The 16,614-nt window shown below is 70.7% G+C and carries 13 protein-coding genes and 1 tRNA gene; 5 read left to right on the top strand and 9 right to left on the bottom strand.

The genetic code is table 11. The features are described 5' to 3' along the window. The first annotated feature begins 91 nt into the window (after window positions 1–91). Window positions 92–165: transfer RNA gene (locus PLJ28_RS05850), tRNA-Gly, on the top strand. Window positions 166–295: 130 nt separating this feature from the next. Here the strand turns inward: PLJ28_RS05850 and zapE are convergent. Then, window positions 296–1,396 carry a cell division protein ZapE gene (zapE, locus tag PLJ28_RS05845; RefSeq protein WP_183525628.1) on the bottom strand — a complete coding sequence of 367 codons (1,101 nt, stop codon included), beginning with the start codon at window positions 1,394–1,396 and terminating at the stop codon, window positions 296–298. A gap of 277 nt (window positions 1,397–1,673) precedes the next feature. Here zapE and PLJ28_RS05840 point away from each other — a divergent pair, with 277 nt between their 5' ends. From PLJ28_RS05840 to ybaK, 3 genes are read left to right on the top strand one after another with little or no spacing between them, the layout of a single operon-like run. After that, window positions 1,674–2,576: a sulfurtransferase gene (locus tag PLJ28_RS05840; protein ID WP_183525625.1), complete on the top strand. Its 903-nt coding sequence runs from the start codon at window positions 1,674–1,676 to the stop codon at window positions 2,574–2,576. After that, window positions 2,573–3,073 (top strand): SufE family protein, encoded by a 501-nt coding sequence (locus tag PLJ28_RS05835; RefSeq protein ID WP_298043647.1) that lies wholly within the window; start codon window positions 2,573–2,575, stop codon window positions 3,071–3,073. Before PLJ28_RS05840 ends, PLJ28_RS05835 begins: the two co-directional genes overlap by 4 nt. Beyond that, on the top strand, window positions 3,070–3,573 hold the full coding sequence (gene ybaK, locus PLJ28_RS05830) for a Cys-tRNA(Pro) deacylase (RefSeq protein ID WP_298043645.1): 504 nt from the start codon (window positions 3,070–3,072) through the stop codon (window positions 3,571–3,573). The genes PLJ28_RS05835 and ybaK overlap by 4 nt, the downstream gene beginning before the upstream one ends. 17 nt (window positions 3,574–3,590) lie before the next feature. On the opposite strand, the gene PLJ28_RS05825 is transcribed toward ybaK, so the two are convergent. The 5 genes from PLJ28_RS05825 to PLJ28_RS05805 all read right to left on the bottom strand — a co-directional run bounded on the left by PLJ28_RS05825 (window position 3,591) and on the right by PLJ28_RS05805 (window position 10,143). After that, window positions 3,591–4,346: a GOLPH3/VPS74 family protein gene (locus PLJ28_RS05825; RefSeq protein ID WP_183525615.1), complete on the bottom strand. Its 756-nt coding sequence runs from the start codon at window positions 4,344–4,346 to the stop codon at window positions 3,591–3,593. Next, the gene (pgsA, locus tag PLJ28_RS05820; RefSeq protein ID WP_298043642.1) at window positions 4,339–4,983 is read right to left on the bottom strand and encodes a phosphatidylinositol phosphate synthase; all 645 of its coding nucleotides are present in this window, start codon (window positions 4,981–4,983) and stop codon (window positions 4,339–4,341) included. The genes PLJ28_RS05825 and pgsA overlap by 8 nt, the downstream gene beginning before the upstream one ends. After that, a complete protein-coding gene (locus PLJ28_RS05815; protein WP_183528332.1) occupies window positions 4,983–5,603 on the bottom strand; it encodes an HIT family protein in 621 nt (206 codons plus the stop codon). The genes pgsA and PLJ28_RS05815 overlap by 1 nt, the downstream gene beginning before the upstream one ends. Before the next feature lie 29 nt (window positions 5,604–5,632). Continuing rightward, window positions 5,633–7,645: a threonine--tRNA ligase gene (gene thrS / locus PLJ28_RS05810; protein ID WP_502877078.1), complete on the bottom strand. Its 2,013-nt coding sequence runs from the start codon at window positions 7,643–7,645 to the stop codon at window positions 5,633–5,635. Window positions 7,646–7,950: 305 nt separating this feature from the next. Further along, window positions 7,951–10,143: an HNH endonuclease signature motif containing protein gene (locus PLJ28_RS05805; protein ID WP_324589965.1), complete on the bottom strand. Its 2,193-nt coding sequence runs from the start codon at window positions 10,141–10,143 to the stop codon at window positions 7,951–7,953. Window positions 10,144–10,494: 351 nt separating this feature from the next. On the opposite strand from PLJ28_RS05805, the gene PLJ28_RS05800 reads away from it, so the two are divergent. Then, window positions 10,495–11,157, top strand: coding sequence for a dihydrofolate reductase family protein (locus PLJ28_RS05800; protein ID WP_298043636.1), 663 nt, complete (start codon window positions 10,495–10,497; stop codon window positions 11,155–11,157). A gap of 11 nt (window positions 11,158–11,168) precedes the next feature. Here the strand turns inward: PLJ28_RS05800 and PLJ28_RS05795 are convergent, their stop codons facing one another. From PLJ28_RS05795 to PLJ28_RS05785, 3 genes are all read right to left on the bottom strand, one after another. Beyond that, window positions 11,169–14,960, bottom strand: a complete 3,792-nt coding sequence (locus tag PLJ28_RS05795) for a DNA polymerase III subunit alpha (RefSeq protein ID WP_183525604.1) — start codon at window positions 14,958–14,960, stop codon at window positions 11,169–11,171. Further along, a complete protein-coding gene (locus PLJ28_RS05790; RefSeq protein ID WP_010142480.1) occupies window positions 14,960–15,289 on the bottom strand; it encodes a DUF6504 family protein in 330 nt (109 codons plus the stop codon). Before PLJ28_RS05790 ends, PLJ28_RS05795 begins: the two co-directional genes overlap by 1 nt. A 396-nt stretch (window positions 15,290–15,685) precedes the next feature. Then, window positions 15,686–16,384, bottom strand: coding sequence for a maleylpyruvate isomerase family mycothiol-dependent enzyme (locus PLJ28_RS05785; RefSeq protein ID WP_298043632.1), 699 nt, complete (start codon window positions 16,382–16,384; stop codon window positions 15,686–15,688). Between the last annotated feature and the right edge of the window lie 230 nt (window positions 16,385–16,614).

The following is a 16,614-nucleotide window of genomic DNA, read 5'->3' as shown; positions in this document are numbered from 1 at the left end:
GCGGTAGCGCGCTTCCCTGACACGGAAGAGGTCACTGGTTCGATCCCAGTATCGCGCACGGACGGAACGCCCCCCGGGGCAGACCGGCCACGCGGATGTAGCTCAGTTGGCTAGAGCGCCACCTTGCCAAGGTGGAGGTCGCGAGTTCGAATCTCGTCATCCGCTCCCTCGAGAAAGGCCCTCCCGACCGGGAGGGCCTTTCTGCTGTCCCCACTGTCCCCGCTGTCCTTGGTGTCCCGCGAGGCGGGTGCGGTCGCCGCGGGCCCAGCCGGCGGACCGGCCGGGCCCGGGGGCGTTACAGGCCCGTCTCGCCCATCTGCCCCTCACGGACCAGTGCGGTCATGCGGGACACCGTGCGGAAGTACTTCTTCAGGTAACCGCCGTTCATCATCTCCTCCGTGAACAACCGGTCGAACGGCACCCCGGAGGCGATGACGGGCACGTCCTTGTCGTAGAGGCGGTCTGCCAGCACGACGAAGCGCAGAGCCATCGCCTGTTCCGTGATGGTCTCCACCCCGTGCAGCACCATCACGTCGATGTCCTCCACCAGCGCGCGATACCGGCTCGGGTGCACCCGGGACAGGTTCGCGGTGAGGGCGGAGAAGTCGTCCTGGGACACGACCCCGGCCTGGGGGAACCGCTCCCCGACGATCTCCATCAGCGCGTCGTCGGCCAGCGGCTCGGGCGCCGCGGCCAGCCCGCGGTGGCGGTAGTCCTCGCCGTCGATGCGGATCACGTCGAACTGCTCGGCGAGCACCTGGATCTCGCGCTTGAAGTCCTGCGCGGCGAAGCGGCCCTCCCCCAGCGACCCGGGCAGCGTGTTGGAGGTCGCCACGAGCCGCACGCCCGCGTCGGCGAGTTCCCGCATCAGCCGGGACATCAGGACGGTGTCGCCCGGGTCGTCGAGCTCGAACTCGTCGATGCAGACCAGGGTGTACTCCTTGAGCACGTCCACGGTCTTGCGGAAGGACAGGGCGCCCACGAGGTTGGTGTACTCGACGAACGTGCCGAACGCCTTCCGCCCCGGGGCCGCGTGCCACAGCGAGGCCAGCAGGTGGGTCTTGCCGACCCCGAAGCCGCCGTCGAGGTAGATGCCGGTGGCCGACGCGCCGTTGCCCCCGCGCCCGCCGCGGCCGTTCCCCGAGCGCTTGTCCCGCCCCTTGAACAGGCCCAGGAACCCACCGCCCCCGGACTCGGCGCCACCGCCCCGGCCGTTGATGGAAGCCGCGAAGTCCCGCAGCCGATGCACGGCCTCGGCCTGCGAGGGGTGCGTCGGGTCGGGGATGTAGGTGTCGAAGGAGACCTCGCCGAAGCGGTAGGACGGGTGGAATCCGGCCAGTAGGTCCTCTGCGGACACCTGCGGGGTGCGGTCGGCGAGGTGAACGATCTCGGCCACGAGCGGCTCCGTCCTGGCGGTGTAGAGAGGCGTGAGGGGGGTGAGGACAGGGCAACTCTACCGGTGCGCGCCCGCTGCCCCGGGCCACGCGCGCGGGCTCGGAGCACCTGCCGGCACCCTGTCCAATTACCACGCGATATTGTGGCGTAATGTGAACACCGATGGCCGTCCACCGGCGACCGGCGTCCCCCACCGATAGGGTGGACACGGCCCGTGACGGTCACCGCCCCGCAGCACCTTCCCGCGGGGACCCGCGAAGCGAAAGGCACTGCCGAGGATGACGACCACCGCAGACACCGCAGGCGTTGACGAGTTCAGCGGATACGCGCACCCGGACAAGCTCGTGTCCACCCAGTGGGTCGCCGATCACCTCCAGGACGAGAACGTCGTGGTCCTGGAGTCCAACGAGGACACGCTGCTCTACAGCACGGGACACATCCCCGGTGCCCTGAAGATCGACTGGCACACCGAGCTCAACGACCCGGTGACGCGCGACTTCATCGGCCCGGAGGAGTTCGCCCGCGTGGTCGGGTCCAAGGGGATCACCCGGGACACCACCGTGGTCTTCTACGGGGACAAGTCCAACTGGTGGGCGGCCTACGCCCTGTGGGTGTTCACCCTCTACGGCCACCCGGACACCCGCCTGATGAACGGCGGCCGGGACAAGTGGATCGCCGAGGGCCGCGAGACCACCCGGGACGTCCCGCAGGTCTCGCCGGCCGAGTACCCGGTCACCGAGCGCGACGACACCACCGAGCGGGCCTCGCGCGAGGACGTCCTGGGCCACTTCGGCAAGCCCCTGATCGACGTCCGCTCCCCGCTGGAGTACACCGGTGAGACCACCCACATGGAGGGCTACCCGCAGGAGGGGACCCTGCGCGGCGGGCACATCCCCACCGCGGCCTCCGTGCCGTGGGCGAGGGCCGCCAACGAGGACGGGACCTTCAAGTCCCGCGAGGAGCTGGAGCAGATCTACGCGCAGGACGCCGGCCTCGGCGAGTCCGACGACGTGGTGGCGTACTGCCGCATCGGCGAGCGGTCCTCGCACACCTGGTTCGTGCTGCGCCACCTGCTCGGCTACGAGAAGGTCCGCAACTACGACGGCTCGTGGACCGAGTGGGGCAACTCCGTACGCCTGCCCATCGCGGTCGGCGAGGACCGCGGCGAGCTGCCGCGATGACCACCACGGCGCTCCCCGAGACGCTCCGGGGGATCATCGAGGACTTCCAGTCGGTGCCGGACCCGGAGAAGCTGGAGCTGCTGCTCGAGTTCTCCGATGAGCTCCCCGCGCTGCCGGAGCGCTACGCCGGGCACGAGGACGAGATGGAACAGGTCATCGAGTGCCAGTCCCCCCTCTTCCTCGCCGTCGAGCTCCAGGACACGCAGGACCGGGAGGCGCAGTCCCCCGGTGCCGGCTCGGCGTCGCCGGACTCGATCGTCCGCCTGTTCATCTCCGCACCACCGGAGGCGCCGACCTCGCGCGGCTTCGCCTCGGTGCTCGCCCAGGGACTCGACGGCCTGACCGCCGCGACCGTCCTGGCCATCCCGGAGGACCTCTCCTCCCGGCTGGGCCTGCAGAAGGCCCTGACCCCGCTGCGGTTGCGCGGCATGTCCGCCATGCTGGGCCGGATCAAGCGCAACATCGCCGACCAGCTCGCCGGCCAGTCGGCGGGGTGAGCGGACGGCCGTCCCGGTCGGCGGCGACGCCGGCCCTGCGCGTCCTGGAGCGGGCCGGCGTCGACCACGAGGTGATGGGCTTCGAGTCCGCGGTGTCGCCGCGGTCAGGGTACGGAGCCGAGGCCGCCGCGGCGCTGGGGCTCGAGCCTGCGGAGGTGTTCAAGACCCTGATGGTCCAGCTCCCGGACGGCTCGCTCGCGGCCGCCGTCGTTCCCGTCTCCGGTTCCCTGGACCTGCGCGCCGTCGCCCTCGCGCTGGGGGTCAAGAAGGTGGCCCTGGCCGATCCGGCCCTCGCGGAGCGCCGCACCGGCTACGTGGTGGGCGGCATCTCCCCGGTGGGCCAGAGGAACCCGGTCCCGACCGTCGTCGACTCCTCCGCCCTCGACCTGCCCCGGATGCACGTCTCCGCCGGGCAGCGGGGCCTGGAGGTGAGGCTCGTGCCACGGGACCTGGTGGCGGTGACGTCAGCGGTGGTGGCGAGGATCGCGGCGCCGCGCTGAGGCCGCGCGCAGGACCGTCAATCCAGGGCGGAGGCACCGCCCGTGGTCGCCGTGAGCGCCTCGGCGATCGCGTTCTCGGTGGCCTGGAGCACCTCGGACACGGAATTCGTGGTGCCGGGGCTGCCCACCGGCGTGAGGGCGGCGGCCCGGATGTGTTCCTTGTCCGAGTCGGGGAACAGCCGGTGCAGCAGGCGCGTGCTGCGCATCAGGGAGATCAGCGGCCAGGTGACGTCGTCGGCGGGCTGTGTCCCGCGCAGGACGGACCGGAGGGTGTTCTTGAGCTCCTTCTCGAAGTGGTGGTCCTTCTCCACGTAGCGGGTGCGGTGGAACACCCAGAGCACGATGCTCTCGTCCTCCTCCAGGATCCCGCGCTTGACCAGCGAGGCGGCCACGGCGTCCCGCAGGGACTGGCGGGAGAAGCGGTTGATCCACTGCTCGGCATCACGGTGCCGGGTGAAGGCCCGGATGATGTCCCAGACCTGCTCGAGGGGCCACTCCAGGTCCGTGGTGTGCGCCCAGGCCGGAGGGTTGGGGTCGCCGGTGAAGACCTGTTCCGGCCGGTCGATGCTCTGCACGGTCGTCTGGGTGACCTTCAGGCGGCCGCGGCGGGCCAGGTCGGCCAGCGCGGCGCCGGCCAGTCCGAGGCCGACGGTCGGGCCGTCCAGCAGCAGCCGGCCCTTCTCGTCATCGAGGCACAGCAGCAGGAAGTACTCGGGGAGGTTCAGGGGACGCTCGGTGAGAGGTTCGTTGGTGTCCTTGATGGCCTCATTCATGCCCCCATTGTGCCGCACGGTCCGAGGCGCCACGCCCCCCTGCCTGGCGGTAGACCGCGGCCACCCGCTGCCCGACCGTGACGGCCGAGGCCGCGGCGAGCAGGACGAGAGCCCCGGTCAGGACCCAGGGCTCCAGGTCGAGGCCCGTCAGCCCCGCGAAGACCAGGGTGACCACGAGGCGCTCGGCGCGTTCGGCGATCCCCGTGTTCGCGTCGAACCCCAGCGACTCGGCCTTGGCCCGGACGTAGGAGACCAGCTGGCCGAGGATCAGGCACGCCGCCGCGGCGGTGCCGGCCGGCGCGAGGTCGCCCGGTCCGAAGAACCAGAGCATCAGGCCCAGGAACACCGCGGCGTCCTGCACGCGGTCCAGCGTCGAGTCGAGGAAGCTCCCCCAGGCCCCCGGGCTTCCGGCCAGCCGGGCCATCACGCCGTCCAGGACGTCCGAGAAGATGAACAGGGTGATCACGACCGTGCCCCAGAACAGCTCCCCGGCCGGGTACAGCACCAGGGCACCGAGGACCACGCCCAGGGTGCCGGCGATCGTGACGGCGTCCGCCGTGACCCCGCGGTCCAGCAGGAACCTCGCCAGCGGCGTGAGGATCCGCGTGAACAGCGTCCTGGCGTGGCGGTTCAGCATCAGGTACCGGACCCGCCGGCGGTCGCCGCCTGCCGCGCGTCGAAGGCGGCCTCGGCCTCCGCCCAGGCCTCGGCCACGACGGTCCGCACGGTGTCCAGGGTGATGGTGATGTTCTTAGTCTGGGCGATGATCGGCAGGAAATTCCCGTCACCGCCCCACCGGGGCACCACGTGCTGGTGCAGGTGCGCGGCGATGCCCGCGCCACCGGCCTTGCCCTGGTTCATGCCCAGGTTGAACCCGGTGGCACCCGAGGTCTCCCGCAGGGCGGTCATGGCGATCTGCGCCAGCCGGGCCAGCTCCGCCGTCTCCTCCACCGTCAGGTCGGTGTAGTCCGGCACGTGGCGGTAGGGACAGATCAGCAGGTGCCCGGCGTTGTACGGGTACAGGTTGCACAACACGTAGGCCGTGGTCCCGCGCGCGACGATGAGGGACTCCTCGTCCGACCGCGTCGGCGCCGCGCAGAACGGACACGTCGACTCGTCGCGGACCTGGTCCTGTCCCCCGCGGACGTAGGCCAGGCGGTGGGGGTTCCACAGTCGCTGGAAGCCGTCCGGCGTCCCGGCGAGCTGGAAGTCGTCGGTGCGCGGGCCGCCGTCGGGCCCGGCCTCCCGCTCCGGCACCGGCTCTCCCTGCTGCCCCGGCTGGGACGTCACTGGATCTCCCGGTTCCTCACGGCGCTCACGATGCGCTCGACGGCCTCGGCCACGGGCACGCCGTTGTCCTGGCTGCCGTCCCGGAAGCGGAAGGACACGGCCCCGGCCTCCGCGTCCTCGCCGCCGGCGATGAGCACGAAGGGCACCTTCTCCTTGGAGGCGGTGCGGATCTTCTTCGGGAACCGGTCCGAGCCGTCGTCGAGGCGGGCGCGGATGCCCTGGGCCCTGAGCGTGGCGACGACCTCCGCGAGGTAGTCGTTGAAGGCCTCGGCCACGGGGATGGCCACGACCTGCTCCGGGGCCAGCCACGCCGGGAAGGCACCGGCGTAGTGCTCGGTGAGCACGCCGAGGAAGCGCTCGATGGAGCCGAACAGCGCGCGGTGGATCATCACCGGGCGCTGGCGGGTGCCGTCGGCGGCCTGGTACTCGAGGTCGAAACGCTCGGGCAGGTTGAAGTCGAGCTGGATCGTGGACATCTGCCAGGTGCGCCCGATCGCGTCCTTGGCCTGGACCGAGATCTTCGGGCCGTAGAAGGCGGCGCCACCCGGATCCGGAACGAGGTCCAGCCCGGAGGCGGTGGCGACCTCCTCGAGGGTGCGGGTGGCCTCCTCCCACGCCTCGTCGTCACCGACGAACTTCTCCGGGTCCTTGGTGGACAGTTCCAGGTAGAAGTCGTTCAGGCCGTAGTCCTTGAGCAGGTCCAGCACGAAGGTGAGCGTGGTGGCCAGCTCCTCCTTCATCTGCTCCCGGGTGCAGTAGATGTGGGCGTCGTCCTGGGTCATGCCGCGCACGCGGGTCAGGCCGTGCACCACTCCGGACTTCTCGTACCGGTAGACCGCGCCGAACTCGAACATCCGCAGGGGCAGCTCACGGTAGGACCGGCCGCGCGAGGCGAAGATCAGGTTGTGCATCGGGCAGTTCATCGGCTTGAGGTAGTAGTTCTGCCCCTGCTTGCTGATCTCGCCGGTGACCGGGTCACGCTGCTCGTCGATGTGCATGGGCGGGAACATGCCGTCCGCGTACCAGTCCAGGTGCCCGGAGACCTCGTAGAGGTGCTGCTTGGTGATGTGCGGGGTGTAGACGAACTCGTAACCGGCCTCCGTGTGCCGGCGGCGGGAGTAGTCCTCCATCTCCTTGCGGATGATGCCGCCGCGGGGGTGGAAGACGGGCAGACCGGAGCCGAGCTCGTCCGGGAACGAGAACAGGTCCATCTCGGCGCCCAGCTTGCGGTGGTCACGCCGCTCGGCCTCCGCGAGGCGCTCCTGGTAGGCCTTGAGGTCGTCCTTGGTGGGCCAGGCGGTGCCGTAGATCCGCTGCAGCTGCTTGTTCTTCTCGTTGCCGAGCCAGTAGGCCGCGGCAGAACGGGTCAGGGCGAAGGCATTGGAGATCAGCTTGGTGTTGGGCAGGTGCGGGCCACGGCAGAGGTCGCACCACACGGTCTCGCCGGACTTGCGGTCCACGTTGTCGTAGATGGTGATCTCGCCGGCGCCGACCTCGATGTTGGCCCCCTCGCCGACGGCGTCCGCTTGGTCCTGCTTGCCGAGCAGTTCCAGCTTGTAGGGTTCCGCGGCCATGGCCTCGCGGGCCTCGTCCTCGTTCACGACGCGGCGGGCGAAGGACTGGTTCGAGTTGATGATCTTCTGCATCAGCTTCTCGATGGCCTTGAGGTCCTCGGGGGTGAACGGGTCCTCGACGTCGAAGTCGAAGTAGAAGCCGTCCGTGATGTACGGCCCGATGCCCAGCTTGGCGCCCGGACGCAGCTGCTGCACGGCCTGGGCCATCACGTGGGCGGCGGAGTGGCGCAGGACGTTCAGGCCGTCCTGTTCGGAGATGTCGACGCCGACGACGTCGGCCCCGGCCGGGATCTGGCGGCTCAGGTCCTGCAGCTCACCGTTCACCCGCATCACGACGGTGGTCTTCTCGTCGGCGAACAGCTCCGTGCCGGTGGATCCCAGGGCCACCTCCCGCTGTTCGGCGTTGACGGTGATGGTTATCTGCTCGCTCTGCAGCGCCTCGGACACGGGCCATTCCTCCTTGGTTGGGGCTTCACAGCTGGTGGCATACGGGGGCCACCGCCAGCCACGGGCCATTCTAGGGCAGGGCCGCAGGTCGGGCGGCCAGTCCGCGGCACCCGCCTGATCGTCCGCGAGCGCCTGATCCCCTGTTCTCGCCTCATCCCCATCCGGGCCACCCGGGGCAATCACCTCGGAGTCCCCCTCCGGGAGTGGTCCCCTCAACAGTTGTCCTCGGCCAGTCCAGACGCATCATGGATCTCCTGGTGGCGGAGTGCCGTCCAGCATGCCAGGCCTCGACGTCAGGTTCGGATCCCGAGCAGATCCTCGGCAGCCGCCTCGGGGCGCCAGTAGGTGTTGCGGCGGGGGCGCTGGGAAGGATCCCGGTATGCGGCGGGAATTAACCAGGGAACGCCATGGCGCATCGAGATCGTCCATGCTCCCGCGTGCACCGCGTGATGATGGTGCGAGCACAACAGCACACCGTTGTCCACGGAGGTTGGCCCGCCGTGTTCCCAGTGCTCGACGTGGTGGGCCTCGCACCACGGCGCCGGAATGGTGCAGCCCGGCGCGGTACAGCCACCGTCCCGGGCCGTGATCGCACGGCGCAGCTTCCTGGTGAACAGTCTCCGGGACCGGCCCAGGTCGAGGACCTCACCCTCACCTCCCAGGACGACGGGGATCAGTTCAGCGTCACACGCCCAAGCGCGAATGGTGGTGGGGCTGATCTCGCCGACGTAGGCCGCCGAACTGAACCGGCTCCCACGCTCTCCCGATCCATCGTCCCTGAACGAGGCATTGGCGCTTTCCGGACTCATGCCACTCCGGGGCTCCGCTTCCAGACTGGAGTCGCAGCAGGGCTCCGGGCAGGCCTCTGGAGCGGACCCGCTCGATGATCGTCGAGCCGGGAGCTCCGACGGCGGCCGGAAGGTGTGGTCCAACAACGTCTGGTAGTCGATCGTCACGAGTACTTGTGGCCGGGCTCCCCCACCACCGTCGGGAGCGTCGGTTCCGGCGGTGAGGGCGAGGGCACCCGTCAGTGCGCTGATCATTCCGTCCAGTTCTTGTTGGCTCCGGGTCCGTTCGTCCAGGTCATCGGGGTCACTGACCGGAGTGTTCCAACCCGCGGGCTCGCCGGCCGCCGCGGCGGCGTACCGTGCGGCGCGCTCTGTCTCTGCCTGGGCCTCGAGCTCCCTTGCCGCCCGTAGCTGCTGCGCCCACAGGATGCCGGGGTCCGAGAACACGTCGGCCCCGTCCATGCCATCAGGATCACGGACGCCGCCGGTTACACGGTCACCATCGAGCGTTGCCTCCAGGTCGGCCTCGATGTCGACGTCGACGACCGTATCGACACCGCTGTTCGCACTGGAACTTTTGCCTGCACGAGAGGTGTTCGTGGGTCCCGTGGTGCAGGCCTGCCGAGCCGGACTCGCGGACTCCGCCGTTGGAATGGAGTCGCCGGCGGGAGTGGAAGCGGCGGTTGGTATGGAGTCAGTCGGGGTGGAAGCGGCACCGGCGGGGTTGGACGGCGCGGAACTCTGCGCTCGGGTGTTCGAGGCGGCTGAGACGAGGGTCTTGAGGACTTCGTGCTGGCCATCGGTGGCCACTAAGGACCAGCGATGCAAACCCGTCCGCCGGCCCCGGTAGAACAGCCCCTGCTCAGCCCGCCGCCGGCTCTCGGTGGGCTCGGCCCCGTCCGGGTTCACGAGCGCGTCGAAACGGATCCGCCAGTGCGCGCAGACCGTGCCCAGTGCGTCCGGGTCGAGGACTCGGGCAGAGCTCACCAGAGACCGTTCCCCCTCGACGAGCAGCTGGTCCACGTCCGCAGGGGCCACCTTCGCGTCCGTCGACTCCGCCCGGGCGCCAGCCAGGGTGGATGCGATCACGTCCACGGCGGCCGGGTCCAGGTCTGCTTCCGAGGCGGCTCGCGACAGGATCGGCAACCGGGGAGGCATTGCCTGAGTGCGATCGAGGGTCGGGGTGGACAGGACGTACCGGGATCGCTCGATCCGGGACCTGGCGTGCCGACGGGAGATGCGCAGGTGCTCCCTCAGGTAGTCCACGGCATCGCGATAGGCGGACTTGCCTTCGGGAATGCCGAGGATCTCCTTCCGGCTCGCGTGCTCGTCGAACAGCCTGTCCGTGTGACCGGCCAGCGCGGTCCGCGCCGAATCGACGACCCGGCCCAGCTCTTCCACGGACGTGTGGAGTTCGGGGAACGTTCCCCGGGGCGGCGGGACCTCGACCGGAGTCTGCGCCATGGCGTCCTCGAAGCTGATGTCCTCCACGACATCCGCATGCAGTCCCCACTCATCGGCCGGATGCAGTCGGTCGTTGGAGGGGAAGTGCGGTAAGCGCTCCACGAGCATCGGGTCGCCGATTCTGCCGGCCAGCTCGCCCACCAAGGCCCGGGCTGCATCGAGGAGATCGGGAAGACTCCAGTCCGACAATTCGTCCGGGATCCGCCCGCCCATGGTCTCCTCCTTCCCGTTCATCGTTACCGCTGATCCTTCACGGCCGTTGCTCCCCTTCACGGTCGCTGCTCCGAGGCCAGCCGATGATCCTTGTCCGGGCGGCAGCCTGGCTCCGGCCCGTATGGCGTCCTCTAGTACATACATTCGACTATGCATCGCGGACGCGGTAAGAGCCTGTCGGTCATGTGTGGATGAGCGGGGCTGACGCGTCGGGTGTGGAGTACGGACGGCCTGCTCCTGAGGCACCGCACCCGGCGCCTAGCCGCACGGTAGCGCCTTCCCTACGCTGGGTGGCCACTGGCGCAACCGCCCGGTAGACCGCGGTACCGAGCCCCACCTCCCCTTCCCACCCCGATTCCGGAGGACACCGTCATGTCCAGCACACGCCATCCACGGCCGCCCCGCGTCCGCGTGCAGAACTTCGCGGTCTCCCGCGAGGGCATCGCGGCCGGGTTCAACCAGACCCTGGAGCGCCCTTTCGGTGACCTTGACCCGGCTCCGCTCATGAGCTGGGCCGGGGCCACCGACAGCTGGCCCAACCGCACGGATCCGGGCGGCAGCCGCGGCCTGGACGACCACATCGTGCGCGACTTCACGCACAACATCGGCGCGGAGATCATGGGGCGCAACAAGTTCGGCCCGATCCGGGGCCCCTGGCCGGACGAGGAGTGGCGGGGCTGGTGGGGTGATGATCCGCCGTTCCGCACCCCGGTCTTCGTCCTGACCCACCATCCCCGGTCGTCGTTCTCGCTCAGCGACACGACGTTCCACTTCCTCGATGCGAGCCCTGAAGAGGCAGTGAAGGTCGCCCTGCAGGCGGCCGGGGGCCAGGACGTCCGGATCGGGGGTGGCGTCACCACCGTCCTGCAGTTCCTGGAGGCGGGCCTCATCGACGACCTGCACGTCGCCGTCGCGCCCGTCGAGTTCGGCGACGGACTGCGCCTGTGGTCCAGCCCCGTGGAGCTGGAGGACCGGTTCCACCACGAGAGCGTCCCGAGCCCCAGCGGCGTGGAACACTACTTCTTCTGGCGCTGACGGAGGACGGTTCACTCCTCCGGCGTCGGCAGCAGCTCCCAGGTCTCCGGGTGCGGGACCGGCACGGGCCGGTGGATGTCCAGCTCGCGCACCCCGGCGCCCTGGATGCCCCTCCCCCGGCGGTCACCGCCGGTCGCCGAGCTCTCCGGCGGGAGCCCGACGGCGCCGCGCACCCTGACCGGCCAGTCGCCGGTGTCGTGGTGGGGGATGTCCCGGGGCGCACCGGCGTCCGGAGCGGACCCGGCACCGGCCGCGACGAGCCGGCGCCGGGCCCCGGGACCCCAGGGGACCGGTTCCCGGGCGCCACCGGACCGGGCGGCGGACCGGTCCCGGCGCAGCCAGGCCCGCCATTGCTCGCGCGTGCTGTCCAGGTAGTCCGGGTCCGGCAGCGCCTCGGGCCGGTGCAGGTCCCAGGCGCGGATGGCCTGCAGGCTGATCGCCTTGGGCCCGGTCCGCCGGGTGGTGCCCTCGATCAGCAGCAACCGGGCCGAGAACAGCATCTCCCCGGTCTCGTGCTGGGCCTCCGTGAAGAACGAGGCGTCCACGCAGCCGGTCCCGTCGTCCACGGAGATGAAGACCACGCGCTTGCCGCTGCGCATCGGCGGGGTCTGGGTGGCCACGCGCACCCCGGCCACCAGCACGCGGGACTGCGAGCGCAGGCTCAGCAGGTCCTCCGCCGCCGTGACCCCGAGGGCGTCCAGGTAGGGCCGGTGCGAGTCCATCAGGTGCGCGGTGGTGTCCATGGCGGTCAGGTCGAGTTCGGTGCGCACCATCTGGTCGCGGCTCGGGGCGGGGAACATCGGCACGATCGCCTCCGTCTCGGTGTCCGGCAGGTCCAGGGACAATTGCCCGTCCACCTGGCGGGGTCCCGCCGTCCGCTTCCGCCCGGTGGGGGCCTCGCCGAGCATGCCCGCCGATCCCCCGGCGTGCTGCAGCTCCAGGTGGTGTACCAGGTCGGTGCGCGAGGCCCCGCCGGGGGGCAGCAGGCAGTCCAGCGCCCCCAGCTGGGCCAGTCGCTCGAGGTTGCGCCGGGTGGGCCGGGCGCGGTCGCGCACGTCGGCCAGCGAGGCGTACGGCTGTCCGGCCACGATCCGCCGGACCTCGCGCTCGCTCAGCCCGGACATTGAGGTGAGCGCCAGGCGGATGCCCCACCGGCTGCCGTCGGGATGCCGGGAATGCCCGGGACGTGCAGGACCACCGGGCAGTTCCGGGTGGGCCGGCACCCACTCCATCCGGAACCTCTCCGTGGAGGCGTTGATGTCCACCGGGAGCACGGGGATGCCCATGCGGCGGGCCTCGGCGATCATCAGCCGGCGCGGGTACATGCCCGGGTCGTGCTCGAAGATCCCGGCCAGGAACGCCTCGGGGTGGTGGGTCTTGAGCCAGGCCGAGTGGTAGGTGGGCACGGCGAAGGCCGCCCCGTGGGCCTTGCAGAACCCGAAGGAGCCGAAGGCGTGCAGGGTGCCCCAGACCTCGTCGATGACGTCCAGGGGATAGCCCTTCTCCAGCGCCGCGGCCCGGAAGTAGGCCTCCACGACCTCCTCCTGCGGTCCACCGATCTGTCGGCGGAACTCGTCGGCCTTCGCCAGTCCGCAGCCGGTCATGGTGTCCAGGGTCCGCAGCACCTGCTCGTGGAAGACGGTCACCCCGTGGGTCTCGGATAGCACCGGTTCCAGGTCCGGGTGCGGGTACCTCGCCGCCGCGAAGCCGTGGCGCTGCTCGAGGAACGGGCGCACCATGTCCGACTGCATGGGACCGGGGCGGAACAGGGAGATGTCGATGATCAGGTCGTTGAACTCGACCGGGGCCAGCTTCCCGATCAGCTCCCGCTGGCCCGGTGACTCGATCTGGAAGATCCCCAGGGTGTGGGTGGTGCGGATCATCCCGAACGTGGCCTCGTCGTCCAGCGGCACCCGTTCCAGGTCGACCCGCTCCCCCGTGGTCCGCTCGATCTCCTCCAGCGTGTAGGCGATCGTGGACTGCATGCGCACCCCGAGCACATCCAGCTTGAGCATGCCCATGGGGTCCATGTCGTGCTTGTCGAACTGGCTCATGGGCAGCTCGATGCCCGAGGGCTGCACCGGGGTCCGGTCCAGCAGTGTCCGGTCCCCCAGGATCACCCCGCACGGGTGCATGGCGATGTGCCGCGGCAACCGGTCCAACCGCTCGGTGAGGTCCACCAGCAGGTCCAGTTGCTGCTGTCCCGCGGCCCGCCCGGACTCGACCTGCTCGGCGAACCCGCGCAGCTCGGGCATCCGGCCCATCGCCTCGCGGAAGCTCGAGGCGGAGAACCGCCACAGTTGCTTGGCGATCGTGTCCACCTGTTCGGCGTCCATCCCGAGCGCCATGCCGGCGTCCCGGACCGCCCCGCGGGCCCGGTAGCCGTTCTGCATGCTCATCAGCGTGGTGCGCTCGTTCCCGAACCGGGTGAAGATCGCCGCGTAGACGTCGTGCCGGCGGGCAGACTCCACGTCCACGTCGATGTCCGGCAGGGTGGAGCGGTCATGGGACAGGAAGCGCTCGAAGATCAGCTCGTGCCGCATCGGGTCCACGTTCGAGATCCGTAACAAGTGGTTGACCAGCGAGGACGCCCCGGAGCCCCGGGCCGAGACCCGGACCCCCAGGTCCTCGATCATCCGGACCACCTCGGCCACGGTGAGGAAGTAACTGGCGAAGCCGAGCCGGGTGATGATCCCCAGTTCGTGTTCCAGCCGGTCCTCCAGGTCCCGGCCGGCCCGCGACGACGAGAACCGGCTGCCGCTGTACAGCTGCGGGAAGCGGGCGTGGGCCCCGGTCAGGGTGCGCTGGCGCAGGGCGGTGACCGGGTCGCCGTCGATCCCGATCACCGAGGCCTCCGGTACCGTGGGCCGCCCCCAGCCCAGGTCCGGTCCGGGGTCCATCCGGCAGGCGTCGGCCAGGGCATGGGTGGCCTCCAGCAACGCGCCGGCGCCCTCTGCCCCGGCGGCGCGGCAGACCTCGCGGGCCACCTGGTGCATGGATCCGGCCGGCTTCAGCCAGCCCTGCCCGTTGGGCTGGAGGTCGGCCAGGGCCTCCAGGGAGCTCAGTGCCCGGGCGGCATCGAGGACGTCGGCGGTGGCGGCACCGTCCGGGGTGGCGTACCGTACCGCGTTGGTCAGCACCGCCGGGACCCGGGCGTCCCGGGCCGCGCGGAGCATCTTCACGGCGTGCGCGGCCGAGAGCTTCTCCCCGGGCGGGGACAGGTGGCAGACCACCTCCACCCGCAGCGACCCGGCCGGCAGGGCGGCCTTCCAGCGGCGCAGCAGCGCCCGGCCGGCGGTGTACCTGCGCGCGGCCATCAGCTGCCCGACGTCGGATCCCGGTCCCAGCAGCACGAACAGTTCCGGTGGGGCGCCGTGGTGGGGGCCGGCGGCCCAGCCGGCCAGCTCGTCCATCGTCACGTACGGCGTGCCCCCGGCGGACCCGCCCGTGGTGTGGGCGTGGGCCGCCGAGACCAGCCGGACCAGGGCACGGTAGCCGCTGCCCCCGGTCCCCCCACGGGCCAGCACGACCACCCGGCCGGCGCTGTCCAGCACCCCCGTGCCGGTGTGGTCGGATCCCCGGTGCACCGCCAGGTCCACGCCGATGACCGGGTCCAGGCCGTGTTCCCGGCAGGCCCCGACGTGCTTGGCGGTGCCGTACAGGCCGTCCCGGTCGGTGCAGGCCAGGAGATCGGCGCCGTCCGCGGCGGCCGCCGCGGCCAGCTCACCGGGCCAGGACACCCCGTAATGGGCGCTGAAGGCGCTGGCTACGTGCAGATGGGGGAACCCGGGGGTACCGCCCATCAGGCGCTCTCCCTCAGGCGCACGGCGGCGCCGTCATGGATGCGGACCAGCCGCCACCGGCCCGAGTCCAGGTGGTGGGAGATGTCCAGGGTGAGCAGCGGTGAGTTGCGGGCCCGTTCCAGGCGCACCTGCACCCGCCAGACCTCGTGGTCCACCAGCCCCGCGCCGCGGCCTCGCTCGGCCCGGTGTTCCTCGGTCCACCAGCGCCGTCGTTCGTACCAGCGCACCGGTTCGGCGGCCAGTACGTAGTCGCGGCCGTTCCACCCCAGGTGCAGCGGCACCCCCGCGGTCGTGCAGGCGACCGTGACCGATTGCGTGAAGATTCCCATGGGACCTGATACCCGTCCTTCTCGTCGTGCCTTCTCAGTGCCGTCGGTGCCGGGGTCCACGGTGGCTCCGGTCCGGCCGTCTGGGAAGGAACGGCGAACCGGAACCGGGGATGACCCGGCCTGGCGGTGGGAGGTAGCGGTCCGAGGGGAAGGTCCGGCCGTACTCCCACCATGGTATTAGAACGCATGTTCGAACACCACACGTCAGGCTAGGGAGGACGCCGGACACGATAAGCGCGCAGGTCACGGGCGCGCGCGGCGCCCCTCAGGCCCGGAACAGGCGCGGAGCAGGCACGGCGGGACTAGGGGGCAGGCCTCGGCGACGGAACGAGGAGGACAACGGGCTCACCACCGCCGCAGGATCACCGCGGCGGCGGGATCACCAGGACGGCGGGGTCACCAGGACGGCAGCGCCGGAAGCGGGCCGTCGGCCTCGACGTTCTCACCGTCACCACGGGCCAGCCAGGCCAGCAGGCCCTCGCGGTCGGACTCGACCCTCAGGGCACCGTCGCCCACGACCCACTCGTCGCGCTCCTCGGTCACCAGGGTCATGCCGGGGGCGCCCTTCGCGCGCATGGTCCGCACCGCGGCCTCGACGGCGTTGAGCAGGGAGTCCGGGTCGGCCTCCTCGATGGTCCACGCCGTGTCCAGGTCGTGGTGGTGCACGACGACCTCGGAGATGCGCAGCGCGACGATCGAGGTCACCGGGATCTCCTTGCCGTGCAGGTCCACGGACTCGACGGCCAGTTCGCCACTGAGCCGCTCGGACTGCTCCGCGAAGAACGCGGACGACTCGCGAAGGCGGCGGAGCAGCTCCTCGCGGGGCAGGGCGGCCAGCTCGTCGATCTCCCGGTCCCGCGCCTCACGGGAGGGGTAGAGCTGCTGCTCCTCACCGGTGGTGGCCCAGTCGATGAGCCGCACGAGTGCCCGGCCGTTGGAGGCGAGGTGGGCCAGCACGTGGGCCCTGGTCCATCCCTCGCACAGCGACGGGGCACGCAGCTCCTCCTCGGACAGGGAGGCGGCGGTGGCCTCGAACATGGCGGTCTCCCGGCCGAGGCGGGACAGGTCGGAGTGCAGGCGCGCTGGATTGATCATGAAGGCCACCCTATCCACGCGCCGGGGGGCGTTCCACCGTCCGGACGGGTCCATCCAGACGGGTCCGGACGGCATCAGGAGGTTGCGGATCTCAACGGCCCGCCGGTGCCGCACCCCCCGGCGGAGGACTGGGTAAACCCCTCATATGATGCAGGTCACTCCTCTGGGACTCTGGAACGCAGCCCGGGGACCGGCAGCCGGCCGGCCCACCACGAACCGATCCGAGAGGA

The organism is Citricoccus sp. (genome assembly GCF_035445025.1).
GTDB lineage: Bacteria > Actinomycetota > Actinomycetes > Actinomycetales > Micrococcaceae > Citricoccus.
Note: the sequence above shows the minus strand (reverse complement) of the source record. Positions and strands in the feature narration are given on the sequence as shown.

Bases quoted from the DNA above. Each gene is read 5' to 3' on its own strand.
- PLJ28_RS05840 (WP_183525625.1), top strand. From the start codon at position 1,674: ATGACGACCACCGCAGACACCGCAGGCGTTGACGAGTTCAGCGGATAC.
- PLJ28_RS05835 (WP_298043647.1), top strand. From the start codon at position 2,573: ATGACCACCACGGCGCTCCCCGAGACGCTCCGGGGGATCATCGAGGAC.
- PLJ28_RS05825 (WP_183525615.1), bottom strand. From the start codon at position 4,346: ATGAATGAGGCCATCAAGGACACCAACGAACCTCTCACCGAGCGTCCC.
- pgsA (WP_298043642.1), bottom strand. From the start codon at position 4,983: ATGCTGAACCGCCACGCCAGGACGCTGTTCACGCGGATCCTCACGCCG.
- PLJ28_RS05805 (WP_324589965.1), bottom strand. From the start codon at position 10,143: ATGAACGGGAAGGAGGAGACCATGGGCGGGCGGATCCCGGACGAATTG.
- PLJ28_RS05800 (WP_298043636.1), top strand. From the start codon at position 10,495: ATGTCCAGCACACGCCATCCACGGCCGCCCCGCGTCCGCGTGCAGAAC.
- PLJ28_RS05795 (WP_183525604.1), bottom strand. From the start codon at position 14,960: ATGGGCGGTACCCCCGGGTTCCCCCATCTGCACGTAGCCAGCGCCTTC.
- PLJ28_RS05790 (WP_010142480.1), bottom strand. From the start codon at position 15,289: ATGGGAATCTTCACGCAATCGGTCACGGTCGCCTGCACGACCGCGGGG.
- PLJ28_RS05785 (WP_298043632.1), bottom strand. From the start codon at position 16,384: ATGATCAATCCAGCGCGCCTGCACTCCGACCTGTCCCGCCTCGGCCGG.